This is a genomic window from Enterovibrio litoreus (genome assembly GCF_045679545.1).
GTDB lineage: Bacteria > Pseudomonadota > Gammaproteobacteria > Enterobacterales > Vibrionaceae > Enterovibrio.
Genome location: NZ_CP166195.1, coordinates 911,111 through 938,098, shown reverse-complemented (window position 1 = coordinate 938,098; position 26,988 = coordinate 911,111). Strand labels below are relative to the sequence as shown.

Here is a 26,988-nt window from a genome sequence, read left to right as displayed (position 1 = left end):
TTATCGTTATGGAAAACCGCAGACACTTAAACATGACCACATTGTTTAAATATATTTTGGAGGTTCGTTATTTCGAGCAGTCAATGACTAATAGCTTTTATATAAATCTAACCATTCATTCCATCTACTGTTTCTGGTTTAAAAAACAACCAAGGCTTCGCTAATAGTCCTCCCGATAAGTGGATCTTTTAAAAAAGGTGCCGCAGGGGGATGCAGCACCTGAAATCGTAATTGAGTTATTACAAAGAGAGCTCAGACTGCAGGTAGCTGATGATTTCAGCTTCCGTCGTCATTGTTTTTAGGGTGTTGCGGAAAGATTCGTGGATAAGTTTGCGCGCAAGGCCAGAGAAAATGCGCATGTGCTGATCGCCCTGGTTTTTATTTAGCGTCAGCATGATGACAAACTCGACCGCTCCATCTTCGTCGTCGCTCCAAATCACAGGCTTGTTCAAGCGAGCGATAGAGATAGACGAATGCGCAATGTTGTCTGATTTGGTGTGCGGGATAGCAAAGCCATTACCAAGGCCGGTGGTGAACACAGATTCACGCGCCCAGATATCGGCTTCTAACTCGTTCACCACGTGAGTACGACCACGCACACCTAGGTTACCCACCAGCGTTTGAATCGCTTCTTCTTTGCTGTTGAAGTCGCAATCAAGCAGCACACATTCAACGTCAAGCAATGGTTTGTCTTCTTGAGACTGTGCGAACGCTTCAAGCAAGGCTTCAACGTCGGCGATCGTCGCGCAATCACACGCTTCATTGAACAGCGCTTTACACGCTTCGCTGTCAAACTGACGAAGTGCCGCTTTGGTTGGTGCAATGCTTGGTGCCGCCATGCTTAGCTCGTTCAAGCCCGCGCCCACTAACAGTGGAAGAACCTTCTTGTTCGCGCCTAGCTCACCACACAGACCAACCCATTTGTCGTGCGCTTGCGCGCCAGAGACCACCGCGCGAAGTAAGCGCAGGAACGACGGCGCTAGGCTGTTGTAAAGCTTGGCAACGTTGTCGTTGTCACGGTCAACCGCCAGCAGGTATTGGGTCATGTCGTTAGAGCCAATACTGAAGAAATCCACTTCTTTGCAGAACTGATCCATGATGAAGGCCACCGATGGAATTTCTACCATGATGCCAAGCTCAATCGCACCAAATGGCGTGTTGTCGTTCGTCAGTTCCGCTTTCACGATCTCAAGCTGCTCTTTCACCCAACGGATTTCCTCGATGCTTTGAATCATCGGGATCATCACTTTGGTGTGACCGAATTGCGCCGCACGCAAAATCGCACGAAGTTGAGTGTGGAACAGCGCAAGGAATTGCGGGTAGATGCGCACCGCGCGGTAACCCAAGAACGGGTTGTGCTCGTGTGGCAGATTCAGGTAATCAAGCGGCTTGTCACCACCGATATCCATGGTGCGGATGATCACCGCCTTGTCGCCTGCGGCTTCCAGCACTTGCTTGTAGGCGTCGAATTGTTCTTGCTCATCAGGGGCAGTGGTGCGATCCATGAACAGCATTTCTGTACGGAACAGGCCAATACCTTCAGCCCCTTTCGCAAACGCCGATTCCGCTTCTACGGTACACGCGATGTTTGCCGCGATTTCAATCTTGTGGCCATCTTTGGTTTGTGCTTGTAGGTTTAGGTATTCGCTTTCAGAGGCTTTGACTTGTTCTGCCAACCACATAGCACGCTCAAAGTAAGTAGCAACTGCGTCAGATGGCGCTAACGCCACGATGCCTAGCCCGCCATCCACGAACAGTGTTTCGCCTTCGTGCTTCGTACACTCGTCGATTTCAACGCCAGAGACTGCAGGAATGTTGAACGCGCGCGCCAAAATCACAGTGTGCGAGGTAGAACCTGCTTGCGTCAGGATCAAGCCTTGTAAGAATGCACGATCTAGACCCAAGAATTGGCTTGGCGTTAAGTCATTAGCAATCACGATAGACGGTTCGGTTAAAGTGAAGTCTGTCGATACTTCAACATGTGGATGCGCTGTCATCAGCAATTGCAACGCGATGTCCTTGATGTCCAACACGCGCTCTTTTAGGTATGCAGACGATGACTGCATCAGGGTTTCAGTAATAGCAGCTACGGTCAGAAGAACTGCCTTCGCCAGCGACTCCCCGCTCGACACAAAACCCGACACTTTTTCGTTTAGGGTGTCATCGTTCAAGATCCCCAAATGCGCTTTGATGATTTCCTTTTCTTGGCCGCTCGCCAACTCTGCTTTATCAATCAGCGTTTCAGTCACGTGCTGCTTCGCTTGCTCGAAGGTTAGCGTGGCGGTTTCTTGCTCGAACACAGACAGTTCGATGTCGTTGTAACGAATGAGTTTACCCTTGGCGATACCTGCAGACAGACGCTTCGCGCGGATAAGGGTTGGGTTATGGTTCATCAGTGATTGTGGCAGGGTCACATCGCCCTCATCCATCACCACTAACTCTTCGTCACAATGCGGGAATTCTTCGCGTAGGTACGTCGCCAGCACATCAAATGCCGCTTCTGCGTCATCACCTTCAATGATCAATGAACAAGGGTCGTTCAACAGGGTGTCTGTACCCACCAGCGACAATACGCTTTTTGCTGAACCTGTGTTCTCGTTACGCAGGTTTTTCAGCGTGATCTCGCTGGTAAATTGACGGCAAACCGCTTCAAGGTGGTTTGCTGGGCGAGCGTGAATACCGTTTGGCAGTTCACAGGTAAATGCGACTTCTTTTTTCATTGTGTTCACTTAAATTTTTTCAAAAGAGATAAGGGGTGATTGATGGCGTCTTGCACGGAAACGATGGTGGGATTTTTCCCTTCATAGCGATCGCTTTCTGCCGGGCTAATTTCAGTGGCCAACAATATAAAATCCGCGGAATCAAACTCGCGCTTGGAGATTTTGTTTTCGATACCCATGGCACCTTGGGTTTCAATTTTAATGGTAATGGCGAGCGCTTTGGCTGCCTCAGTCAGGCGGTCTGCCGCCATGTAACAATGGGCGATTCCGGTATGGCATGCAGTGATAGCAACAACGTTCATTTGCTCTACTTATCGTTTGATTCAGACAGCTTGATGCTATGCCTTAACGAGCTGGACAAACAGATGAAATATCTATCATTTACTGGACAAAACGCGCATGAAAAACAATGTGTGAATTGGGTCACCGTCAGCATCAAAGCGTTCATATTCGCCACTATGTTAACTAATCGATTAAAAATCCAATCCAAATAAGCATCACTGGTGTTACTACGTTATTAATGCCCTTGTATGAGAATTTTCTAAAAATCAAAAACCTCCAGCCAAATGCAGAGGCCACATATACAAAAGTACAGAACAAAAAATAATTATTCTCACTTTTGGGTCACCAAGAAGATCGATTTAGCTCATAATTAATAACCGTATCATTGCAGGAATACACCTTTTATCAATGAAATATGCACTCCAAAAATGGTGGTTAATTATGGCTTGGTCCTCAGACAGTAGCTTATGCGTAATCATTTGGTCTGCCTTTCGCAGCCCATACTTTGGTGACGATCACATCCCAAACAATGTAAACAAAGCTGGTGAGGTGAAAATGTCACAGTTGAAGTTTTGGACAAACCTAGATCCAGAAATAAGACAAATACAAGCCACTCAAGCAGCTTCAACTTTAATCAACTATGTCAGTGGCAGTGGTGTACTTCATGGACTTGAAGATAAATATATTAATGGAAAATTAACTTACACAGAATTATTGACAGGTCTTAAGGATATACTGGCAGAGTCAGATAAAACGCTAAATGACATATACACATACTTTGATGATAAATTCAGAACAATCGATGAAATAGAGTAAAATATGAAAAACATTATATTAACACCACTTCTCATCATTTCCCTCTCATCAACCTGCATTGCAGAAGAAGGAACTGACACGGCAGAAGAAACTGGAAGAAAAAACCTTACCAATCTCAACATTTTGGGGGCTGAAATTGATCTATTTATGATGACAAATGGTAACTCAACAGCCTCTGGGGGAGGAATCGGATTTGACTTAAAAAAATCTTGGGGGCATCGAACGTCAGACGAAATAGTCATTGCCAACAATCACGGACAGTCAACAACGCCAACTGGAAAAACAAAAGAATACCGGGATTGCTTAAGGGAAAACAAAGGTGATAACACCAAATGCGAACACCTTGAAATTGAGATAAATAAACAAAATGAAATATCAAAATTCAACTTTTCCGAGTTTGATTTAACACTAGACGTTAACGGAACCATTGGTACCGAAGCGAAGAAGAACCCGCTAGATTACAGCCAGGCAAGAATAGGAGCAGGGTATAGAAAATTTGTGTCTAACGATTACACTTATCATATTGGAGCATTCACCTCTTATGAACTAGATCAAAGTAATGAAAACAGTAATTTCAATTATGGCGCGAGCGCATCCATCCATTTGTGGCAAAACGTGACATCAATTAACAACTTCATAAACCTTTCTGTTGATTACGCTCGCGTAAATTCTGTAAATGATACGCTTAGAAACGAGATACTCCAGGGTAATGACGATAAGCATTATGATCGTCTCAAAGGAAAGGCTTTCTTACAGGTTGAAATACCCATTTCCGGAATAAAAAAACTTGAAACATATTATATCCATTATTATGAAGTGGACGCACCAAAAGAAATCACAGATGCAAACTTGCAAAGCTATGGGTTATTTAGAGCTGGATTATTCTTTGACCAAAATTTTTATATTGCATTTACTGATGGGAAATTGCCATTCTCTATTGATGAAGAACAAAGCTATCAAATCGGTTGGTCAGTTGTTTTCTAGCCATTCAATAAAGAATTGAGAATGAGAAATATAGACACCTATTTGCTTTTACATTTGCACTCACAAAATTCAGTTTCTAGGTGCAACCATCAGTGGGCATATGCATAAAAAGAAAATGGGCAAGCTTTGCGTGATAAAATGGATACATCACCAAATAAAGTTAACTCAATACATTAAATAATTGATTGGCTGGACGTTGAAGAATCAGAAAGGTACAGTGAAAATAATGGAACTACCTCCTGAAATATTTATGCATATGACTATTGTTATCTATGCAACGTCTATATCCCTCGCGTTTGGTGGGATGCGAACTCCATCAAAAGCATTCAGTCTGGCCAGAGAGTAACTCCAAAACTAGGTGTTAATCTATTTGAAACAAGTGCAAATGCCATACACGATTGGTTATCCGAGTTTGGTTCGTCTTTTGGTTGGTTGGTATACAACGGAAAATTTAGATGAACTTCAAGAAAGTGCTAATGATGGGAATGCTTGCATTATTGCAGCCAAAAGGAATAATACCGAACTTAGTGGGCACATTACAGTAGTAGTCCCAGAAAGTGAAGTATTTAAAGCTAGGCGAATAAACTCTGTAGTATTAAACCCAGTTGAGAGTCAGGCTGTAAACATGAATCGTGAATATGTAGTGAAAAATAATCAATGGTGGATGAAAAATAATTTTTCCAGCTTCGGGTTTTGGATGCGCCATTGAAATAAGGAATAAAAATGTAATAGCACACATGGAAAGATTAGTATACACATGATAACCCTGTTATTTTAACAACCACTACATTGAAATTAAAAATATTCCACACATCAGCTTTTCTTTAATATGGAAATCTTATCGAATCTATAATAGAAACAAGATAGAAAAAACCAACCATGAAAGTTTTCATGATTAGTTTAGCAGCTAATGTGATTATTCTCCCTAACATAAAAGTAAGCGGTTAACAAACCCCACATACCAATAACACCCGGGCTTTGACATAGTGCCTTTTTCATCGGAGGCACCATGAACCAAGAGCAAAAACGCGCCCATTGGGCAGCAATTTTTGAGCAACAAAAACAATGTATGGTCCGCCTCGTTGTTGCAAGAACAATTTATCAATGACAGGGTGGGTCTGCGCTAATGTATTCGGAGTCTCTGTTGGGAGGCTCTTGCTTCCCGCTCCACGATGAGTTCCGCGCCGGATTATCCTCAAAAAACCGAAAGCATTCTCTGCTGTTTTTTATGTCAGGTTTTAATCCGGTGGTTCTACCGTTTTCGTCATCTTTCTATCGTTCATGCAAACTCGTGTGTAACTGGTTTACTTCAAAGGGGTGTTTGTATTTCAGCACTGCCCACGCTATCCGAGCCAGCTTGTTCGCCAGGGCGACACAAACCACATTGAAAGGCTTGGTTGCTCTCAGGTTTCTTAGCCAATCCCCAAATATCGCGCCCGTTTGCTCTGGCCTCGATAAAATGGCTCTCGCTCCATGAATAAACAGGGTTCGCAGGTGTTTGTTCCCCCGTTTACTTATCTCTAATAACTTAGGCTTACCTCCCGTTGAATGTTGCCTCGGCACCAACCCTAACCAAGCGCCCAGGTCCCGCCCATTCTTGAACTGCTCTACAGAAGACAAATCCGCCACACACTGGCTGGCTATCATGTCTCCAATACCCGGTATCGATTTCAACAGCTGGGCATCTGAGTTTTGTTCCACCTCCGCCCCTAATTTGAGGTCCTGACGCTTTACCTTCTCGTTCAGCTCTACATAGTGCTGATGGAGTTCGTGCAACTCATTTGACAATAAGTCCGGTAAGGTCACGGCTTGGGTGCCTAATCATGTGAAAAGGGTTCGCATCTTTGCATGCCCTTTGGGCAAGCTCACGCCAAACTCCAGAAGCACGGCACCGATACGCGACATGCAGGCAGTTCGCTGTTTCACATACGCACTTCGAATACGGTGCATGGCACCGACGGTTTGCGCATACTCGGACTTCACTTCCACGTAGCGCATTGAGGGTCGCTGTGCACATTCGGCTATCGCTTCTGCATCGATAAAGTCGTTCTTATTACCTTTGACGTAAGCACGAACATATTGAGGGGGGAGTAATTTAACGCGATGTCCGGCCTTTTGGCAGAAGCGTCCCAGCCAATGGGCGCCACCGCAGGCTTCAAACGCAACCAGTGTGGGAGATAGCGTGGAAAGAAACTCGATGAGCTTTTTACGTGTCAGCTTTTTGCGAAGAATGATATGGCCCGCTTTATCGTGGCCAATGAGATGGAATGTGGACTTGCCTAAATCGATTCCAATGACTTGAATAGACATGATGGTTCGCCTCCTATTTGCCTAACCTCCAAGCCTAGCGGGTTGGAGGAAAGGCGGACCATCTAATTAAGCCCGCAGCAGGTGCAGGCTTTTAATTCCTCAGAAAAGTGTTTTTTGCGGCTTATCTACACGCGGAATTGCCCAACCAATGCGCTGAGTTTACCTAGGGATGCACGCATATCTTGGGTGTAAGTAAGGTTTTCCTTGGCCGCAACTCGGCTTTCCTCAACCACTTCCTTCACATTCCGCGCGCTGGTATTCGCGGAATTCACAACAGCGCGCTGCTCTTCCGCCGCTGTCGCTATCTGCTCATTCATCATGTTGAGGTTATTGATTGCTTGCGTGATGCGCTCCAATGCATCGCCTGCATTTTGCGCATACTCAACGGTGCTTTCACCGCCTGTTTTCGAACGCCTCATTGATTCTACCGCGTCATCAGCACCTTTCTTCAAGCTGTCGATCATGCCTTGAATCTCATTGGTACTGTTTTGTGTGCGTGAGGCCAAGGTACGCACTTCATCCGCTACCACAGCAAAGCCTCTGCCTTGCTCCCCTGCGCGAGCCGCCTCTATCGCGGCATTCAGTGCCAGCAAGTTAGTTTGTTCGGCAATGTCTCGTATCACACCAAGCACAGACACAATACGTGCCACTTCGGTGTTCAATTGATCAATCACCGATGAGCTAAGGTCGATGTCTTTCGCAAGACCTTGTACAGATGTCACCGCCTGTTGCACCACCTGCCTCGCCGATTCACCGTCATTGCTTGCGGAGCGAGAGGCTTCAGAACAGTTTTGGGCATTAGATGAAATACTGTCTGCCGCATCGTTAACTTGATAGATGGAGCTGACCACCGACTCTACTTCTTCACTCTGCACTTCAACCCTGTCTGCCACACGCGCCGAAAGCTCAGAGATCGAACCAATGGCTGTATTTAGCGTGCCGGACTCAGTCGCAATTTGGGATACCAGCGTCTGTATTTTGATGACGAAACCATTGAAGGCTTTACCCAATGCGGCGATTTCATCTTTACCGCTATCATCAACGCGCTGCGTAAGATCTCCATCCCCCTGAGCAATATCGTTTAATCGTTCAAGCAGGGCATCAACAGGCTTGATAATGGCGCGAATAAGCACAAATGTCGTCATCACACCAAACAACAACGCCACCACCCAAAAGGTGGCGACCATGGTCACCGCAGTTTGCACCGCAACCGTTGCTTGTTCATCAGCTGTGTCTGCAATTGCATCGGCAGATGCGGCCAATTGTTCTAAATAGCCATCAGCGGCCGTGATGTTTGCTTCTAATTCTTCCGTGTAATTATCAGCAAGAACTTCTTGTTCTAATTGGTCACGATAGGTATCGAACAACTGCTCGTCATCTAGCGCAAAGACTTGCCATTTCGCGAAGTTGTTTTTCAAATCAATCGCATCTTGCTTGTCTTCGTCGGATTCCGCCAGCTCTTCAAGCACAGCCATCAAAGAGACAACTTCAACAGCTAGCGCATCAAAGTTCTTTCTGATCGCAGGTAGCTTCGTGGCGTCTTCTTCTGCCAAATATTCCCCTGCCGTGTCTTGCATTTCTATCACGTAACGTTGCAGCTTCAATGCGGCTTCAACCACAGGGTAATCGCGTTCAAATAGCTCGCCGAGTACATCGTTAACATCGCTGGCTGTTGCCCCATATTGGGTCGCCAACATATCACCTTTGTCTTCGGCTTTTGCCATCTCTGCTTCATTTTCTATCGCAAACTCATCGAGTGCGGTGATCAACTGCCCACCAATTTCGTCAAAATTATTCAACAGACGTTTGGCTTTTTCTTCTTCTTCCAGCTCTGCGTAATGCGCTTCATACATCCGTTCAATATTTTTTTTCAATAATGCATCCGCCGCCACCGCCTCTGATGCAATGCGCACTTCATCGCCTGAGATTAAAGGTTTCAGCGCGTCGTAAGATGTGGTGAAAACGTCGTTGAGTGGCTTAAACTGATCATGCAGCGTTTTAACTTCTTCTTTGCTTTCTGATGCCATGATTTCATTGGCCACTTTCCCACGCTCCCACAAAGACGCAATCATATCGTCCGTATTTTCAATCGTGGGTGCAATGTCTTCACTCAGGTTTCTGATGCTGGTGTCTAGCTTGAAGACATAAAACAGACCAGCTGCAGCAGTAACAGATAGCAGCATCAGTAAAAATACGATGCCGAAAATTAATTTGCTTCTAATTGTGCTTAGCATTTGTCTCTCCTAGAAGACAGATAGTGACGCAGTCTGCTGTAAAAAAAGAACATCTCAATAATGAGACTCTATTAAATCTAGCTCATCGCTGATTTGATGAGCCCAAAATGAGCAAATATTTTTTTGCGAGAGATGAAGGGGCAGTCACAGCCCCTGCAGAAAATGTTGCATTCGGTGCGATAAAAACAGGAATGGCCATTTTTCAGGAAATGCATATCACGAGATCTAGTTCACAGATTTCGAGCCTTTCAGTGCCCAGAGGCCGCCGTCATGAAATTTCTCTGTGATGTAGGCCATATGGCGTGACTTGTGACCTATGGGTTGGCAAATCAAAGTCTATCTTTTCAATAACTCACAGTAATCAGCAGTCACTATGAACCTTAAACGCATTGAAACCTTCGTTATCGTCGCGACCCTTCGCAGTTTTCGTAAAGCCGCCGAGCAGCAGTTCACCACACAACCGGCCATTTCTTCTCGCATTGCCAGCCTTGAGAAAGAGTTGGGGGTCACCCTGTTTGACCGCGATGCATCGCCTATATCTTTGACGATAAAAGGACGCGAATTACTGCCTTTTGCAGAGAAAATGCTGATGTCGGCGGAACAATTCCAAAAGCGTGCGGAGAATACCGCGCTGTTTACGGGCACGCTTCGTTTGGGCATTTCAGAAACCGTGGTTCACACCTGGCTGACCGAATTCTTGCGCAGCTTCAATGACAGATTTCCTCGGCTGGACATTGATATCACGGTGGATGTCACCTCCAACCTTCGCCACGATTTGCTCGACAGAACCCTGGATCTCGCTTTTTTGATGGGGCCACTATCAGAGCCCTCAGTCACGAATTTGCCGCTGTGTCGTTACCCTCTGGTGTGGGTGGCAAGCCCATCACTCGAACTACCCAAACGAAAACTAACGTTAGAAGAACTCGCCCCTTGGCCCGTGATCACTTATGCACGTAACACTCAGCCCTTTGGTGAAATCAAACAGCAGTTCAACCAAGCCGATACCACTAATGTGCGCTTTTTCACGTCGAGTTCTTTGTCAGCATGTTTGCGCATGACGGTTGATGGATTAGGGCTTGCCACGCTTCCCGCCAAAATTGCCGAGCCAGAAATTGAAAATGGACGATTACGCACGGTGGATTGCGATTGGACACCTTCCCCACTCGGTTTCACTGCTTCTTATCTTCGTGCCCCGTTCAATGGCGCAGCAGAAGAGGCGGCGAAACTTGCGATGGAAGTCGCTGCCATTCATACACACTGACATGCGTATATGGTCGCTAGTGATTAATTATATTTATTGGAAAAGGTAAAAAACTATAATTGGACGAAATGACATCAACCTGCAACATTTAATTAACACGATTAACATGTAGGTATAAGGATGACAGCCTCAATGATCGCCGGACAGGAAACGCCTATCGTGACAAACCAGCACGAAGCGGCTCTCAATCAAGCCCGTGAGTTGCGCCAACTGACGAGAAGCGGAAAATTCACTGGCTCCACCAGCGGATTTGCACCCGGCTTAGCACAGGGAAATGTGGTCATACTGCCCAAAAGCTGGGCGGATGATTTTCTGTTGTTCTGTCAACAAAACCCCATCGCATGTCCACTTCTTGCGGTCTCTGCCCCAGGTAAACCTATTCTCTATACCTTAGGCGAAGACATTGATATTCGCACTGATGTGCCGGAATACCGTGTGTTTCGACACGGTGAATTGTCAGAAGAAATCTACGACATTACTGACTTGTGGCGTGCTGACTTAGTGACGTTCGTGTTGGGTTGCTCGTTTTCCTTTGAAGATCCGCTGATGCGAGCAGGGCTGTCGCTGCGTAACATTGAATGCAATGCCAATGTCTCTATGTACCGCACCAACATTGCCACCAACCCAAGCCAGTATTTTAGTGGTGACATGGTGGTATCTATGCGTCCGTTTAAACCGGCGGATGCAATTCGCGCGGTGCAAATCACCACCCGTTATCCAAAATCGCACGGCGCCCCTGTTCATCTTGGTCACCCTGAAATGATTGGTATTGATGATCTTTCTAAGCCAGATTTTGGCGACGCAGTGCCGATTAATGACGACGAAATACCCGTATTTTGGGCATGTGGTGTGACACCACAATTGGCCATTGCCAATGCCTGCCCACCCATTGCCATCACGCATTCACCAGGGAAGATGTTAGTGACCGAAGTGAGCAATGATCAGCTATCTATTCTTTAACGAACACATGTGAAAAGGAGACTTCCAATGAAGTTATTGAAAACCCTGCTACCCGCTGCGGTGGTATCTTTCTCGGCATTAATGATGCCTTCAACATTCGCTGCGCAATGGCACATGCCAACCCCTTATGGCGACGCCAATTTGCCCACGCAAATCGCTTATGGCTTTGCAGAGCAAATCAACGAAGCCACAGGTGGCGAGCTGGACATCAAAGTTCACTCGGGCGCATCGCTCATGAAGCACCCTGAAATCCCTCGCGCAGTGCGCACGGGCCAGGTTCAATTGGGTGAAGTCTTCATCGGCATTATGGGTAATACCCACCCCATTTTTAAGCACGACAATATTCCGTTCCTCGCCACAAACTACGAACAAGCCAGAGCCCTTTGGGAAGCCTCAAAGCCTGAGATTGAAAAGCAGCTCGATAAAGAAGGCATGATGTTGCTTTACACCGTGCCATGGCCTGCACAAAGCCTGTACTCCAAAAAACCCGTCAACTCGCTGGCAGACATTCAAGGCACAAAAATGCGCGCCTACAGTCCGTCTACCTCGCGCTTGGCAGATCTGATGAACACCACACCAACCACGGTACAAGTGCCTGATATTCCTCAAGCGTTCAGCACAGGCATTATCGATGCGATGATCACCTCGCCATCAACAGGCGCAAACGGTCAAGCGTGGGATTACCTAAGCCACTTCAATGAAATCAAAGCGTGGATCCCTAAAAACGTGGTGGTCGTGAACAAGCGCGCGTTCAAACGTTTAGACAAGAAAACCCAACAAGCCATGTTAGATGCGGCTGCGGCTGCGGAAGCACGTGGTTGGAACGAAGTGACGGCACAAGAAGCCAAAGACACCAAAATACTGGCAGACAACGGCATCGTAGTTTCACAACCCTCTGAGCAACTTCTTGGCGAGCTGCAAGCCATTGGTGTCACCATGACCAATGAGTGGGAAGCAGAATCTCCAGAAACATTGGCTCCTGTTCTAAAAGCGTATCGTGGTCAGTAATTACTCACTACAGATAGACCACTTTAGATAAACCACGTTAGATACATCACCCTCCTCGAACGGATTGGGGAGGGCGTTCAAACCAATCATGGTGTTAACCGCGTATCCGCGACGGTTGAGCCAATCAGGACGGTTTAAAAAAGGTTAAGACTATGCGATTTAAGCAAGCCTTGTACATGCTGTCGGGCGGCTTGTCCGGTTTCTTCATTGTGTTGATCATGTTGATCATCCTCGCCCAAATTATCGGTCGTTTGCTTGGCTTTATTGTGCCATCGGCAGAAGACTTTTCCGGTTACGCTCTGGCAGCCTCCACCTTCTTTGGATTGGCATACACCTTTCACGAAGGCGGCCATATTCGCGTTAACCTTGCGATTCAACGCTTACCCGATGAATGGCAGCGCCCACTCGAAACAGTGGTATTAGCGATCGCGTTTCTACTGCTGTGCTTTGCCAGTTATTACTGCACTTACATGGTGTGGGAATCTTACGATTTCGAAGAAGTCACTCACGGCTATATTCCTATTCCACTGTGGATCCCTCAGGTTCCACTCGCTGTTGGCATGATGGCATTTAACCTCGCCGTTCTGGACAGCCTTATCGAAAACATTCGTGGCATTACGCCTCATTACAAGGTGCTTGAAGGGGAAGAAGTCGTCCTCGACCTTGGCGACGACAAGGAGAGCAAGTAATGGCTGACATGACATTGATATCGTTTATTTTGGCATTGAGCCTACTGCTATTTTTGGCCGCAGGTCTTTGGGTTTCTCTCGCGCTGATCGGCGTGGGCGTGATCGGCCTATATATGACCGGCAACGAACAAATCGGGCTGCTGTTTGCTTCATCAAGTTGGGGAGCCAGCACCAGTTGGTCGCTCACTGCGCTTCCGATGTTTATCTGGATGGGCGAACTGCTGTTTAGAACCAAACTATCAGAAGACCTATTCAAGGGCTTGGCCCCTTGGCTGAGCGGCCTTCCCGGCAAGCTATTACACGTAAACGTACTGAGCTGCGGCATCTTCGCGGCGGTATCGGGTTCATCAGCTGCCACCGCTGCCACCATTGGCCGCATGACGCTGCCCGAGCTTAAAGCGCAAGGCTACAGCGAGCGCATGGCAATCGGCACACTCGCAGGGTCTGGCACGCTGGGCTTACTGATCCCCCCTTCAATCATTTTGATTGTGTATGGCGTGGCGGCCGAAGTGTCCATTGGTCGCTTGTTCATTGCAGGCGCACTGCCCGGCATCATGCTGATGTTACTGTTTGTCGGCTATACCACCATCTGGGCCATGTTCAACAAAGATGGCGTGCCGCAACACACCAGCGACGAAATATCATGGTCAACGCGCTTTAAGTCTCTGAAAAAACTGCTGCCAATAGTCATCTTAATTGGTTTCGTCTTGGGCTCGATATACGGTGGGTTCACCACCCCAACCGAAGCGGCGGCTTTGGGTGTATTTGGTGCCATGGTGTTGGCAGCCATGACGGGATCACTGACGCGTAAAAGCTTTATAGAGAGCCTGCTTGGTGCAGTGAAAAGCGCCTGCATGATCGGTTTCATCCTGGTCGGTGCGCACTTCCTCACATTGGCCATGGGCTTTTTAGGTATTCCACGTGCATTGGCAGAGTGGATTGCCGCTATGTCGCTGTCTCCGTTCGAACTGCTGCTTTATCTCACCATTTTGTTTGTGGTGTTGGGCTGCTTTTTAGATGGCATTTCGGTGGTGGTATTAACGGTTGCTGTTGTCATGCCAATGGTGCAGCAGGCGGGTATCGATTTGCTTTGGTTCGGTATCTTTATCGTTCTGGTGGTCGAGTTGTCGCAAATCACCCCGCCCGTTGGTTTCAACTTGTTTGTTATTCAAGCACTCACGGGTAAAAACATACTGTATGTCGCACGGGCTGCGTTTCCGTTTTTCATGCTGATCTTATTAGGGTTAGTGTTGATTTCGGTGTTTCCAGAAATTGTGACCTATTTGCCAACCACCATGAGTCAACGGTAGCTGCAGACAATAAGAAATGGCCTGAAAGCGGCCATTTCAATAAAAAAAGCAGCGAACAACAAGGAGAATTCCTAAATGAAACTGAATTGCGACATGGGTGAAAGCTTTGGCGCATGGACTATGGGCAAAGACGCTGAAGTGATGCCGTGCATTGATATGGCTAGCATCGCCTGCGGATTTCACGCCTCCGATCCGGTCATCATGCGAAATACGGTTGCGCTAGCACTCAAGCATGGCGTGTCGATTGGCGCACACCCGAGCTACCCCGATTTGCTTGGGTTTGGGCGCCGTAAGTTTGATTGCACCGACGAAGAGCTTTATGCATGGTTGGGCTACCAAATTGGCGCACTGAAAGGCATTTGTCGCCAGCAACGCGCCATTGTAGATTACGTAAAACCTCACGGTGCGTTGTACAACACCATGATGAAGGATGAGAAAGTATTGCGCACTGTGATGCGCGCGGTGAAAGATACTGCGCCCGGTTGTCCCTTGGTGGTCATGGCGATCCCGCATCGTGACGCCATGAATAAGCTGGCAGAAGAAATCGGCATAGAACTGCTGTTTGAAGCTTTTTCAGACCGCGCCTACGACGATGAAGGCTTTCTGGTGGACCGTCGTACTGAAGGCGCTGTGCATGGCAGCGCGGAAACGATTCTTCGCCAAGTGCAGCAAATCACCGAACAAGGCACAGTGACGACCCTGAGTGGTAAAACCCTCAAGGTAAACGCCGACACTCTCTGTATTCATGGCGATGGCCCTCATGCTTCGGCAGTGGCACAAGCATTGGGTCAATGGAGGGCAAATGGCACGAATTGAGGCCGTCAATGAGCAAACATTGATTGTGTATCTGGGCGATACGATTGATGAAGCAGTGGCGGCAGAGGTTAATCACGCCATCTTTCAAATCCAACATGCTCTTGGCAACTTAGTCACCGATATCATTCCGTCTTACAACTCGATATTGGTGAGCTTTGATCTGACGCGAACCGATAGATTCGACATCATCAAACGGATCAAACACGCTTTGGCCACTCACGCTGAAAGCCTGAGTAATGACAGCGATCGCGTGCTGGTTGAAATACCCGTCTATTACGGTGACGACGTTGCGTTGGACATGGCGGATGTATGCTTAAAAACCGGCCTTGATGCAGACGCCGTGATCAAATTGCACAGCGAACGCGAATACCGTGTTTATGCCATTGGTTTTAGCCCTGGCTTTGCCTATCTCGGCAGTTTGGATGACGCCATTGTGATGCCAAGAAAATCGACACCACGGCTGAAAGTGCCAACAGGGAGTGTTGGGCTTGCCGACAACCAAACCGCCATATACCCAAGCAGCACACCGGGTGGCTGGCAGATCATTGGTCGCACCCCGCTGAACATGATCGACTGGGACAGTGAAACACTGGCTCGTGTGAATGTCGGCAACCGCGTTAAATTTTCCCCTATAGACAGGGAAACATTCATCCAGTTGGGAGGAGCGCTCGATGAGCTTTGATGTCGTCAACCCCGGTATGTTAACCCTGCTTCAAGACGCAGGTCGGATTGGCTATCAGCATTTAGGGATAACCGCAGGCGGCCCGATGGATGAACATGCTTTTTATTGGGCGAATCGTCTTTTAGGCAACCCTCCCAATACCAACCAACTGGAAATCACCTTCGGTCAGCTTCAGCTCAAGGTCAACGCCGCCACTTGCATTGCCATTACTGGTGCAGACTTGTCTGCCCGCATTAACGACAAGCCCGTGAAAAGCTGGTGTACCTTCGCCGTGAAAAAAGGCGACACACTGGAATTCGGCACGCCCAAGCAGGGATTACGCGCCTATTTAGCCGTAAAAGGCGGGTTTGAATGTGAAGAGAAACTTGGCAGCGTCGCCACGGTCAAACGCGAGAAAATCGGTGGCTTAAAGGGCAACGGCGAGCCACTTAAACAAGGTGAGGTACTGCGTTTCACTCCGCACGTTCAGCCGATTGATCAACGTGCGCCAAAGTGGACCATACCCAACTACGATGCGCCGCTAGAGCTGGGGGTAATGCCCGCTTATCAAAACGCTTCGTTTTCTCACGATGCACAGATGACCTTTTTCACCAGTGCGTATGAAGTGAGCCAAAACATCGACCGCATGGGCTATCGCCTGTCGGGTGCGCCCATCAAAAGCAGCCTTGGCGGTATTATTTCTGAAGGTATCGCATTTGGCGCGATTCAGATCCCCAATGACGGCCAGCCCATTGTCTTGATGAAAGACAGACAGACCATTGGCGGTTACCCCAAAATTGGCTGTTTGAGCAGTTTAGGTGCAGGTCAGCTTTCGCAGCGCAGACCCGGACAAACCGTGAGTTTCTCCCCGATGGACGTGGCAGACGCCGAAGTCGAGAGAAGGCTGTTTAATCGCGTGATATTTGGTTAAAAATTCATTGGCGTAGCAAGTGTTGAATGCGCTACGCTTCCTTTCAATCCAATGCTCAATTAAGCCTTTCAAACATGAATTTCATCATCAGAAATGTTCTATCTTCGGATGCAAAAGGCATCACAGAGATCATTAACCCTATCGTTGAAAGTGGTCAATTCACTATCCTTGATTCCCCTTTTTCTGTGTCTGACCAAAGCTTTTTCATTCAGTATTTTCCAGTCAACGGGGTATTTCTTGTCGCCGAAGATGAAACGTCGTCCAAACTCATTGGCTATCAAACAGTGGAACCCTTCGCCAGTTACACACGCACACTCGATCACGTCGGCATCATCACGACGTATGTAGCAGAGAATCATCGTCAGCAAGGGGTGGCTTCTGCGCTTTTCCGTGCGACCTTAGAAACTGCAAAAGCCCGTGGTTTCGAAAAACTGATTGCTCAAGTACGTGACGACAACGAAGCTGCTCTATCCGCCTATTTGAAGCAGGGCTTCGACATTGCAGGAAGAGCGAAGAAACACGCCAAGATTAACGGCCAATATATAGATGAAGTGATGCTGGAAAAACTTCTCTAGCATCCAAGCACGCAATAGCGATTTTTGATTTGAGACTAAAAAACGCGCCACTCGGGCGCGTTTTTTTATCGTGATTACAGCAAATAACTATAAGTCTTCAAGGAAACTTGGGAAGGAGTTAATCGCGTATTCCGCTTGCCAAATCATCAGATCTAGCGTGTCGTCGGTCCAATCAATGTAGAACAATGCCGTGAAACCGTTGATGTCATTATCAATGCTGTTTAGGTCATTTTGATTAACGCGAAACACGGGCTGAGACAAAAACTGAAGCTCTTCTTTAATGGGTGTCGAGAAGTGACGCGTTAAGCCGTTATTGAGGAAAAAGATAGGCGTAAAGCGTGCGGCGGAAAGATAGAAAATGTCGCCATATTGTTTGGAATCAACCCCGATCACGTCGGCGTCTTGCTGGCCATCGCCATCAGAAACGAATTCTCCTTGCAGATTAAAATTGGTAATTCGAGCTGCATTGTTGGCCCAAACGGTATTTGCCATGCCAGCATTTGCCATGTCGGCTTGAATGTTCGCTAACACCGCATCGCCCAAGCCAGACGCATCAAAAACAGTGGCAGGCTTACCCGTACGAATGGCCGAGACTGTTGCCAACCCGCCTCCCAGGCTGTGGCCTGTATAGTGAATCGAGTATTGACCATAGCGATTGGCTAGTCTCACCGACTCTGACATCGCCATGCGATATTGAGGAGGGATCGCTCCACCCGCCATGATGCCGTTGTTCACCCAATCGGAGGTGCCTAATTCACTGCCGCGAAATGCAATCACCGCATTGCTCCCGCTGGTATAAACCACCGCGTGAAAGCCTGTGCTGCTGTCGTGAACGGTTTCTGCTAGCGTCCAACCTCTTGGCGCGCCCCAGCTTTTGTACACGTATTCTGAAAACGCCAAGTAATGCAGTGCATCGCCTGCCTGATTGACTGAAGGCGGTTGATGCGTTTTATACGTCGTGCCTGTTGTATTTGCCGTGTCAGTTTGGTTGGGGTTTAACACAGAATCTAAGTACGAACCTAAGTTGCCCAACTCTTCTTGAGTGGTTGCTGACACGTATTGCGCCGATAAGCCCATTACAACCGCGAATGAACATGCAATGATCTTTTTCATGAGAACTTGTCCCTTTCCTAGTTATTAGCATTTCAACCAATAGTTAAATCGATACTCCTTGTATCGATTTAAAGGTTAGGTTGTCATTCCGATCTTGCCAGTCATAAATTGTGTCATTATTAATACAATTCAAACTTAATATATTCCTTTCATTTAGCCGAAAGAAATACATAACTAAAGCATTGATATTAAATATTTAAATGGGGGATTGTCGAACATTAAAAATGAGAGGGTATTTCGGCAACTGTAAAGAAAACCGCCAGTCTAATTCGTCTAGCAGTTTTCATCATCTATGATGCCCAAATCAGCTCACTTCTTCGTGGTGAGTGCTCAAGCGGAGGAGAAGATAAGTAACGGGCGTAAGCGTCACCCCTCCTTCATCAGTGCTTCCAACTCTCGCGCTGCGCGTTGAAGCTGAGGTTTAAAGTGCAGCATTTCGTCTAAAGATCGTCGAAATACCGGCGCATGAGTAAAGAGACACGCATGCAGTTGCCCTTGTTCATTGCGAATAGGGACCGAAATCGCCACCATGCCATCAATGAACTCTTCATTGTCTATGCCGCATTCATTCTCTGCGACTTCATTCAATGTACGTTCCAGTTCGATCGGGTCGGTGATCGTATTTCTCGCTTGTCGCTCTAGCGACAGATTATTGATCAACCGTTGCCGACGCCTTTTCGGCATTGAGCTCAAATAGAGTTTTCCACTGGCGGTACACCAAATCGGGGTATGGCTGCCAATCGGCAAATTAATCTGCAATGGCCAGTTGGTCTGAACCCTGTCGTAATAAATCATGTTGATGCCATTAGGCAATGAAATCCCGCAGGTTTCACCTATCTCGTCCGCAAGCTTTTGCAAAATCGCCTGTCGCATGGATTTGAATTGTGCCGTGTGCATGACACCCAGCGCCAAATCATGCAAACGCTTTGCGGGGATCAAGTTTCCTCGCAGATTGGTTTGCACAAATCCGTCACGCTCGAGTTGCTGCAAGAGACGATGAATACTGGGCTTGGGGATGTCGAGCATGATCGACAACTCTAAAGGGGTTGGCGGTCTTTCGGCACGAGAAATGGCTTCAATAATTTCCAGCACACGGGCAATGGAGGAAGCTTTTTCGCGTTTTTCTGTTGTCATCCTTGCACCTGATCGATGAGGGGAGTCTTGACATGGTGGTGACAAAGCCGTTGATTATGCTCCGTTATTGTCCATGTCTCCCTCCCAATGTTGTATTCGAGATTTGTACACCTAGTAGCCGCGAGTATAAGCGAATTGCATGGCAAATCAGAACTCCACGGTGTGCCTGTATTATCCAGCTCACACAAGCACACCGTGCGTCTCGGTATTTTTACACTATTTCATCACAGGCATTGAAAATGACACGCCCTCGCGCACGGCTTCTGAAGGCCAACGCTGAGTAATGGTTTTACGTCGCGTATAAAAACGTACGCCATCAGGGCCGTAGGCACTCAGGTCGCCAAAGAATGAACGTTTCCAACCGCCAAAGCTGTGATAAGACACGGGCACAGGAAGCGGCACATTTACGCCAACCATACCCACTTCAATGTGATCAGAGAAATAACGCGCCGCTTCGCCGTCACGGGTGAAGATACAAGTGCCATTGCCATATTCATGGTCATTAATGAGTTGCATAGCCTGCGCCATGGTATCGACACGAACGACCTGAAGCACAGGACCGAAAATCTCTTGTTGATAGCTTTCCATATCGGGTTTGACGTGATCAATCAACGTCGCGCCAACGAAGAAGCCGTTTTCATGGCCTTTGATCGCAGGTTCACGGCCATCCACTACCACGCTTGCCCCTTGCGACTGTGCACTGGTGATCAAGCTCACCACGCGATCACGATGTGCCGCCGTGATTACGGGGCCAAAATCATTGCTGTCATCTTGGCAACCACCCACTTTCAGTGCCGCCATTTGAGTATTGAGTTTTTCCACCAATAGATCGGCAGTGCTATCGCCGACCACGGTTACCACCGACAGTGCCATGCAGCGCTCGCCAGACGAACCAAACGCCGCACCCAATAGTTGGCTAACCGCATTATCTAAATCGGCATCCGGCATCACGATGGCGTGATTTTTCGCCCCGCCAAGTGCCTGACAGCGCTTCCCTGCTGCACTGGCGCGTGCATATATACTTTCCGCCACAGGCGTTGAGCCCACAAAGCTCACCGCAGAGACATCGGGATGATCGAGCAGTGCATCGACGGTGTTTTTATCGCCATTCACCACATTCATCACTCCTGGCGGTAAGCCCGCTTCATGCAACAGTTTTGCCACCAATAGCGTTGAACTCGGCACGCGCTCAGAAGGTTTAAGAATGAAGCAGTTACCACAGGCAATCGCGAGTGGGTACATCCACAACGGCACCATCACGGGGAAGTTGAACGGTGTAATGCCCGCGACGACCCCCAAAGGTTGAAATTCGCTCCATGCGTCAATGCCCGGCCCAACATTTCGCGTGTGCTCGCCTTTAAGCAGCTCGGTAATGCCGCACGCATATTCAACATTCTCAATACCACGCTGCAATTCGCCCATGGCATCGTGTCGAATTTTTCCGTGCTCTTGCCCGATCAACGCGCAAATCTCATCCGCATTTTCTTCCAACAGTTGCACAAACTTCTGCATGATGCGCGCACGTCGAATCGGTGGCGTATTGCGCCATGCCGGGTACGCCTCTTTGGCACGTCGCACCGCTTCTTCTACGGTCTGTGCGCTTGCGACATCAACGCAAGACGTCGACTCGCCTGTCGCGGGGTTGTAAACAGGCAAACTTGCAGATCCTTCTGCAACCAGTTCGCCGTTAATCAAGTGTTGAATGGTGTTCATGGTGTGCTCCCTTTCCGTTAAATGTCGTTTTCTTATTCATTGATGTTTCCAGCCATTGACCTTGTTGCTTGATCTTCAGCGCCAGAGTTGCGCATAAATCGTCATCATTTCTTCAATGCTTGGCAATCTGGGATTGTTCGCCGGAGAGCCTGAAGCCATGGCTTGTTCTGCCATGGTTTGCATTCGATCGAAGAAGACTGCGCGGTCAATGCCAAAGCCCTCTGGCGTCGGCACGTTCAGATCGCGATTGAGCGACTCGAGTTCCGCTAAGAGCTTTTGGCAGGCAATATCAGACGTGTCTTCTGCGCTCGCCACGCCCATCGCCCTTGCACAATCGGCATAGCGTTCTGGTGCGGAAGGAATGGAAAATGCGGTGACCGACGGCAGCAGCATGGCGTTGGACAATCCATGAGGAACATGGAAAAACGCACCAATGGGACGGCTCATGCCATGCACCAGTGCAACCGAAGCATTAGAGAACGCGATACCCGCTAAGGTTGCCCCCAACATCAAATCACCGCGCGCTTCAATGTCATTGCCGTTGTTGCAGGCACGACGAAGGTTTGGGGCAATAAGACGCATGGCTTCTTTGGCGTGATAATCGCTAAACGCGTTGCCCTTGCGGCTGACGTAAGACTCAATGGCGTGTGTGAGCGCATCAATGCCCGTGTCTGCGGTCATGCGCGAGGGCAAGGTATGTGTTAGCTCGGCATCTACCAATGCAGCGACAGGCATGAAGGCTGGGCCAACACACAGCATTTTTTCATCGTTCTCGGCATCCGTAATGATGGTGAAGCGGGTGACTTCTGAGCCTGTCCCTGCCGTGGTTGGGATAGCGACAACCGGAATAGCAGGTTCGGCCACGATTCGCGGAAAACGGTAATCGCGCATTTTCCCGCCGGATTTCGCCAACACAGCCATAGCTTTCGTGCTATCAATCACACTGCCTCCGCCAAGCGCGACCAAGCTGTCGTAGTGGCCTGCACGAATCGTATCCACACCAGCGCCGATAGACGCATCCGTCGGCTCTGGAATGGTGTCATCAAACACAGTAGATGACATACCCGCCGCACTCAGTATCGATGTCACTTTACTGGCTTGCCCCAATGCGACCATGGTTTTGTCAGTCACAATTAACGGGCGTCGGCAGCCTAGCGATGTCAGCACATCCGCCAGTTTGTTTAATGCGCCATCGCCGATCTCCATCAGGCGCGGCAGGATGATTGAATAAGACATAGCGACTCCTTGTTAACCTGTGCGCATGCACATAACAATTTGATGTGAAATAAAATTAATCGACGATGGATTAGGGCGAATACACTGTTGCAGGCAACCAAGTCACGATGGACGGCACGAAAAAGACGATCGCCAACCCAATCAACTGCAGCAGGATAAATGGCACGACCCCACGATAAATGTGTTGAAGCCTGATGCCTGCTGGCACGACACCCTTGAGGTAAAAAAGTGCAAACCCCACAGGTGGTGTCAGGAAAGAGGTTTGGAGACATACGGCGAATAACACGGCAAACCAAACCAGATCAAACCCAAGCGCACTGACGACAGGTGCGACAAGCGGCAAAATAATCAGTGTCAGTTCGATCCAGTCGAGGAAGAAGCCAAGGAAAAAGGTCACCACCAGAATCGAAATCACGATACCACTGGGGCCAAAAGGCAAACTTGTCAGTGCTTTTTCAATGAGTTCATCGCCACCAAGGCCACGAAGAACCAGCGAAAAAGCGGTGGCACAAACGATCAACGCAAAAATAAACGCGGTGGTTTTGGTGGTCTCTCGACCGACTTCTTTCAACACAGTGAACGTCAGTCGACCTCTTGCCAAGGCCAATAGCGTTGCGCCCATGGCACCGACACCGGAGGCTTCCGTTGGGGTCGCCACGCCCATAAAGATGGAACCCAAAACAGCGATAATGAGCCCTGCGGTCGGTAATACGGCACGAAGCGCACTAAACACGATGGCAAGGCTGACAGGCTCAGCATCGGCAGATACGGGCGCAACATCCGAGCGCAAGAAACCCAAAGACAGCACATAGGCAACATAGAAGCCTGCCAACATGATGCCGGGGAACACGGCGCCAAGGAACAGATCGCCCACAGAGACACCAATGCGATCCCCCATCATCACCAACATAATGCTGGGCGGGATCAAGATACCCAAGGTACCCGTTGATGCGACCGTGCCGCACGCCAACTCTTTGCTGTAGCCATCACGCATCATCAAAGGCATACCGAGTACGGCAAGCAGCACAACCGACGCGCCAATGATGCCTGTGGATGCCGCGAGCAGCAGACCAACAAAGATCACGGTAACGGCCAGCCCACCTCGAACACGTCCGAACAAGCGCACCAAATTACCCATCAGATCTTCGGCGGTGCCAGAGCGGTCAAGCATCAACCCCATAAAAATAAACATGGGTAACGCAACCAACACCCAATTGGTCATGATGTCCCACATACGGGGAACAACCAGCGAGGCATAGTTCCAGTCGATACCGATAAAGGCATCAAACCAGGTATCGGCAAGCATGGCGACCGGAATAAAAATCATCGAAACGCCGCACAGTACCCAAGCGACGGGGAAGCCTGTGAACAACAAAAGGATAAAGGTGCCGAACATCAGCAACACAAGGATTTCATTCACTTCCATCAGATTGACTCCTCACGCTCTGAATCCGTCGCAGGTAACGATGTGTCCGGTGTTTGGAAAATCGCAGCAATGACTCGGCTCAGGCGAGAAACGACAGCCACGGCCAGTAACACAAACGCCACCACCAGCACGCCTTTCATGCCCCAGCGATAAGGCAATCCCCCCGGTGAAGCTGAGACCTCGCCAAGCTCCCACGAATAGGCCACGAACGGCAGGGCATACCAAAACACCAGCACCAAAAACGGAAACAAGAGCAGTGATAGACCCAACAGTTCTATCCATGCTTGTGTCTTTAAGGAAAAACGATCACGCAGCAAATCAACGCGCACATGACTGTCCGTGACCATGCAATACGACAAGCCAACTAACCATCCGAGCGCGTACAAGTGCCATTGCAATTCCTCAAACTCGATGCGCCCTTCACCCAGCAGATAACGCATCAAAACGTTGGTGATGATCACCAGCATTAACACCACCCATACCCATGAAAGGCTGTTACCAAGTCGAAGTAAAAACGAATCCAGCAGCCGAGAGAGTGGCGTGACGGGAAAACTCTCCCGTTCAACCTCTGCGTGTTGTGGTAACACCAACTTGATTTCCTTGTTGTCGCGCATAGCGCCCTCCTGCCCAAAAAAGGGTTCCCCAAGTCCATGACAAGGGGAACCTTGTCGCCGTTGTTATGCGTTATTGTGCTTTTTCGACATCGTGATTATTCACCTCGCGTTTATTCAAAATCACGCGGCAGATATGCCTTCTGCTTCCACTCTTTGTAGTTATCCACGAAGCGCTGCTGCGAGTCATAGATACGCTTGAAGTCAGGGTCAGTGGCGGCAATTTCGTCCATCACTTCGGCAGAGAGCGTTTGCAGAGATTTGAGCAGTTCGGGGTTGAGGGTACGTGCAGTCACACCTTTGGCTTCAAACCCAGCCATCACGTCACCTTGCAGCGATTCGCCTCGGGTCAGTGCGCGGAATGTGCCCGCAGTACACGCCATATCAATGGTGGCCTTGGTGGAGTCTTCCAGTTTGTCCCAAACCTCTTTGTTAACCACAAGGTGAGACGCGGTGAATGTTTGGTGCCAACCGGGGAAGTAGTTGTTTTTGGCGATCTTGTCGAAACCCATCAGCGTATCAATGGCAGGCATGGAGAATTCCGTGGCATCAATCGCCCCTTTCTCAAGCGCAGGGAATATTTCACCACCCGGCAATACGGTGACCGATGCGCCCGCTTTTTGCAGCACTTTCCCGCCAATACCGGCAAAACGAATTTTCAGCCCTTTGAAATCATCCAGTGAATTAATTTCTTTGGTAAACCAGCCCGCGGTTTCAGGGCCAATTACACTACATAACACAGGATGCACGCCGTGTTTTCCGTAAAGATCTTCCGCCAGTTTCTGACCTTCACCTTCATACCACCACGTCGCGTATTCCCAAGGTTCCATACCAAATGGAACCGCCGCAAACAGTGCCGCTGAAGGTATTTTCCCTTGGTCGTAACCTAGCCAGGTATACCCTGCATCTATTTGATTGTTTTTCACCGCTTCGGTAATACCAAACGGAGGCACTAGCTTACCGGGTTCATAAATTTTGAATTTGATGTCGCCATTGGTGGCCTTATCAATTTGTTCCGCCACCAGTGTGATGGGGTCACCGAGCGCGGGTAAGTGCGTGCCAAAAACAGCCTGTACTTTCCAGCGGATCTTCTCCTGAGCGAGCGCCGGCGTTGCAAGCAGCGCAGCGGTTAAACAACCAACGAGTACCGTTGTTGTGGTCTTCATTCCCTTTAACCCATTACTTCTCATCGCTTTGATCCTCTTTTGTTATGCCTTTACTCTGGCTCATTGAGCCAAAACCAAATAAAAACGATACGATACATATCATTTTCCACAAAAGTGGGTTTCGCAAGATGGGATTTAAAACGATACATTTTGAATCGTTATTTGCTTCAAATGGCTTAATATTGAACTGATCGCATCAATAGTGAGAATTTAAAGGTTAAATTTTTGTTAAACCAATATGATACGGGCAAAAAGAAAATGTCGAAAATGAGAAAGCGCCAGTAATGCAGACAGACATCATTCCTAAATATGAGACAAGAGCATTCTGAAAATCACCCTCTATGTATGCGGTGAAGGCGGGAACAAAAGGTGATGCCCCTCAAAAAATACAAAATAACTTGCTGTTAGCATTTCTCGATGAAAACCAATCACATAGCGTATAGGTTCATAGTGAAAACTGTGAGATCTCGCATGGGTTTTGTGGTGAGTTTTCATCTGCAGGCAAATAACATTAAAACTAAGACAAGTGAGGAAGCATTCGACCTCGCCTTTGGCATGCTTAGCGTCTTAGGCCTTCAATACAGCGCTGGATAAATTCAGCGAAGAGAGATAGCTTCTCAAACAATGGGTTATGTACTGACCCCAGCGAAGCCCCCAAAACACGAAAGAGACTGTGTACTGATGATTAAAACGGCGAAGCGATTTATACGAAACGAATCTGGCGTCACTGCTGTCGAATATGCCATTTTGGGTGTGGCGATATCTGTCATCGCGCTGGCAGCACTCAGTGAAGGTAGCGAATTGCGAGAGGCGCTCATGACCGCATTTGTGACTATCCAAACCAATATCAATAGCGCAGGCTCCTGATTACGCATTTATTTTCTCTCACAACCACCTCTACTCTACGCAAAGGTCTTCATAAATCGCGAGAATGACCGCGCAGGAAACCAAGCCTCGGCCTAATCCTCAAATAGCCTAACCTGTTTCAGAGTTTAGAAACGACAACTTTACTTAAATGACGCCGCTGCTGAT

The 26,988-nt window shown here is 48.3% G+C and carries 23 protein-coding genes and 1 pseudogene; 13 read left to right on the top strand and 11 right to left on the bottom strand.

Annotated elements, in window-relative coordinates; translation table 11 throughout:
• Positions 1 to 239: 239 nt before the first annotated feature.
• Together ptsP and AB8599_RS19590 are read right to left on the bottom strand one after the other, a co-directional pair.
• The gene (ptsP, locus tag AB8599_RS19595; protein ID WP_407333411.1) at positions 240 to 2,720 is read right to left on the bottom strand and encodes a phosphoenolpyruvate--protein phosphotransferase; all 2,481 of its coding nucleotides are present in this window, start codon (positions 2,718 to 2,720) and stop codon (positions 240 to 242) included.
• A gap of 5 nt (positions 2,721 to 2,725) precedes the next feature.
• Positions 2,726 to 3,022 (bottom strand): PTS fructose transporter subunit IIB, encoded by a 297-nt coding sequence (locus AB8599_RS19590; protein ID WP_407333410.1) that lies wholly within the window; start codon positions 3,020 to 3,022, stop codon positions 2,726 to 2,728.
• Between the two features lie 388 nt (positions 3,023 to 3,410).
• On the opposite strand from AB8599_RS19590, the gene AB8599_RS19585 reads away from it, so the two are divergent.
• The 3 genes from AB8599_RS19585 to AB8599_RS19575 all read left to right on the top strand — a co-directional run bounded on the left by AB8599_RS19585 (position 3,411) and on the right by AB8599_RS19575 (position 5,511).
• Complete coding sequence (locus AB8599_RS19585) at positions 3,411 to 3,818, top strand: hypothetical protein (RefSeq protein ID WP_407333409.1); 408 nt, start codon at positions 3,411 to 3,413, stop codon at positions 3,816 to 3,818.
• Positions 3,819 to 3,821: 3 nt separating this feature from the next.
• Complete coding sequence (locus tag AB8599_RS19580) at positions 3,822 to 4,802, top strand: hypothetical protein (RefSeq protein WP_407333408.1); 981 nt, start codon at positions 3,822 to 3,824, stop codon at positions 4,800 to 4,802.
• A 370-nt stretch (positions 4,803 to 5,172) separates the two neighbouring features.
• Positions 5,173 to 5,511 carry a hypothetical protein gene (locus tag AB8599_RS19575; RefSeq protein ID WP_407333407.1) on the top strand — a complete coding sequence of 113 codons (339 nt, stop codon included), beginning with the start codon at positions 5,173 to 5,175 and terminating at the stop codon, positions 5,509 to 5,511.
• Between the two features lie 563 nt (positions 5,512 to 6,074).
• On the opposite strand, the pseudogene AB8599_RS19570 reads toward AB8599_RS19575, so the two are convergent.
• Both AB8599_RS19570 and AB8599_RS19565 read right to left on the bottom strand, forming a co-directional pair.
• A pseudogene (locus tag AB8599_RS19570) lies at positions 6,075 to 7,115 on the bottom strand (IS110 family transposase).
• A 122-nt stretch (positions 7,116 to 7,237) separates the two neighbouring features.
• Complete coding sequence (locus AB8599_RS19565) at positions 7,238 to 9,346, bottom strand: methyl-accepting chemotaxis protein (RefSeq protein WP_407333406.1); 2,109 nt, start codon at positions 9,344 to 9,346, stop codon at positions 7,238 to 7,240.
• Positions 9,347 to 9,719: 373 nt separating this feature from the next.
• On the opposite strand from AB8599_RS19565, the gene AB8599_RS19560 reads away from it, so the two are divergent.
• The 9 genes from AB8599_RS19560 (at position 9,720) to AB8599_RS19520 (ending at position 17,557) form a co-directional block, all read left to right on the top strand.
• Complete coding sequence (locus AB8599_RS19560; RefSeq protein WP_407333405.1) at positions 9,720 to 10,607, top strand: LysR family transcriptional regulator; 888 nt, start codon at positions 9,720 to 9,722, stop codon at positions 10,605 to 10,607.
• Between the two features lie 132 nt (positions 10,608 to 10,739).
• A complete protein-coding gene (locus tag AB8599_RS19555; protein ID WP_407333404.1) occupies positions 10,740 to 11,567 on the top strand; it encodes a putative hydro-lyase in 828 nt (275 codons plus the stop codon).
• A gap of 27 nt (positions 11,568 to 11,594) precedes the next feature.
• The gene (locus AB8599_RS19550) at positions 11,595 to 12,575 is read left to right on the top strand and encodes a TRAP transporter substrate-binding protein (protein WP_407333403.1); all 981 of its coding nucleotides are present in this window, start codon (positions 11,595 to 11,597) and stop codon (positions 12,573 to 12,575) included.
• Between the two features lie 152 nt (positions 12,576 to 12,727).
• Positions 12,728 to 13,264 (top strand): TRAP transporter small permease, encoded by a 537-nt coding sequence (locus AB8599_RS19545; protein ID WP_407333402.1) that lies wholly within the window; start codon positions 12,728 to 12,730, stop codon positions 13,262 to 13,264.
• Positions 13,264 to 14,574 carry a TRAP transporter large permease gene (locus tag AB8599_RS19540; protein WP_407333401.1) on the top strand — a complete coding sequence of 437 codons (1,311 nt, stop codon included), beginning with the start codon at positions 13,264 to 13,266 and terminating at the stop codon, positions 14,572 to 14,574. Before AB8599_RS19545 ends, AB8599_RS19540 begins: the two co-directional genes overlap by 1 nt.
• Before the next feature lie 75 nt (positions 14,575 to 14,649).
• A complete protein-coding gene (locus AB8599_RS19535; RefSeq protein ID WP_407333400.1) occupies positions 14,650 to 15,390 on the top strand; it encodes a 5-oxoprolinase subunit PxpA in 741 nt (246 codons plus the stop codon).
• Positions 15,377 to 16,072, top strand: coding sequence for a 5-oxoprolinase subunit PxpB (gene pxpB / locus AB8599_RS19530; RefSeq protein WP_407333399.1), 696 nt, complete (start codon positions 15,377 to 15,379; stop codon positions 16,070 to 16,072). The genes AB8599_RS19535 and pxpB overlap by 14 nt, the downstream gene beginning before the upstream one ends.
• Positions 16,062 to 16,982, top strand: coding sequence for a biotin-dependent carboxyltransferase family protein (locus AB8599_RS19525; protein WP_407333398.1), 921 nt, complete (start codon positions 16,062 to 16,064; stop codon positions 16,980 to 16,982). The genes pxpB and AB8599_RS19525 overlap by 11 nt, the downstream gene beginning before the upstream one ends.
• A gap of 74 nt (positions 16,983 to 17,056) precedes the next feature.
• Entirely contained in the window at positions 17,057 to 17,557 is a 501-nt protein-coding gene (locus AB8599_RS19520; RefSeq protein ID WP_407333397.1) for a GNAT family N-acetyltransferase, read from the top strand.
• An 87-nt stretch (positions 17,558 to 17,644) separates the two neighbouring features.
• Here AB8599_RS19520 and AB8599_RS19515 read toward each other — a convergent pair whose 3' ends face one another.
• The 7 genes from AB8599_RS19515 to AB8599_RS19485 form a co-directional block, all read right to left on the bottom strand.
• Positions 17,645 to 18,670 (bottom strand): lipase family protein, encoded by a 1,026-nt coding sequence (locus tag AB8599_RS19515; protein ID WP_407333396.1) that lies wholly within the window; start codon positions 18,668 to 18,670, stop codon positions 17,645 to 17,647.
• Between the two features lie 366 nt (positions 18,671 to 19,036).
• A complete protein-coding gene (locus AB8599_RS19510; RefSeq protein ID WP_407333395.1) occupies positions 19,037 to 19,804 on the bottom strand; it encodes an IclR family transcriptional regulator in 768 nt (255 codons plus the stop codon).
• Between the two features lie 216 nt (positions 19,805 to 20,020).
• Positions 20,021 to 21,517 carry a CoA-acylating methylmalonate-semialdehyde dehydrogenase gene (locus AB8599_RS19505; protein WP_407333394.1) on the bottom strand — a complete coding sequence of 499 codons (1,497 nt, stop codon included), beginning with the start codon at positions 21,515 to 21,517 and terminating at the stop codon, positions 20,021 to 20,023.
• 75 nt (positions 21,518 to 21,592) lie between these two features.
• Complete coding sequence (locus AB8599_RS19500; protein WP_407333393.1) at positions 21,593 to 22,753, bottom strand: iron-containing alcohol dehydrogenase; 1,161 nt, start codon at positions 22,751 to 22,753, stop codon at positions 21,593 to 21,595.
• Between the two features lie 70 nt (positions 22,754 to 22,823).
• Positions 22,824 to 24,179 (bottom strand): TRAP transporter large permease subunit, encoded by a 1,356-nt coding sequence (locus tag AB8599_RS19495; protein ID WP_407333392.1) that lies wholly within the window; start codon positions 24,177 to 24,179, stop codon positions 22,824 to 22,826.
• Positions 24,179 to 24,793, bottom strand: a complete 615-nt coding sequence (locus tag AB8599_RS19490; protein WP_407333391.1) for a TRAP transporter small permease subunit — start codon at positions 24,791 to 24,793, stop codon at positions 24,179 to 24,181. The genes AB8599_RS19495 and AB8599_RS19490 overlap by 1 nt, the downstream gene beginning before the upstream one ends.
• Before the next feature lie 110 nt (positions 24,794 to 24,903).
• Positions 24,904 to 25,956 (bottom strand): TRAP transporter substrate-binding protein, encoded by a 1,053-nt coding sequence (locus tag AB8599_RS19485; RefSeq protein WP_407333390.1) that lies wholly within the window; start codon positions 25,954 to 25,956, stop codon positions 24,904 to 24,906.
• Positions 25,957 to 26,637: 681 nt separating this feature from the next.
• On the opposite strand from AB8599_RS19485, the gene AB8599_RS19480 reads away from it, so the two are divergent.
• Positions 26,638 to 26,823, top strand: coding sequence for a Flp family type IVb pilin (locus AB8599_RS19480; protein ID WP_407333389.1), 186 nt, complete (start codon positions 26,638 to 26,640; stop codon positions 26,821 to 26,823).
• The last annotated feature ends 165 nt before the right edge of the window (positions 26,824 to 26,988 follow it).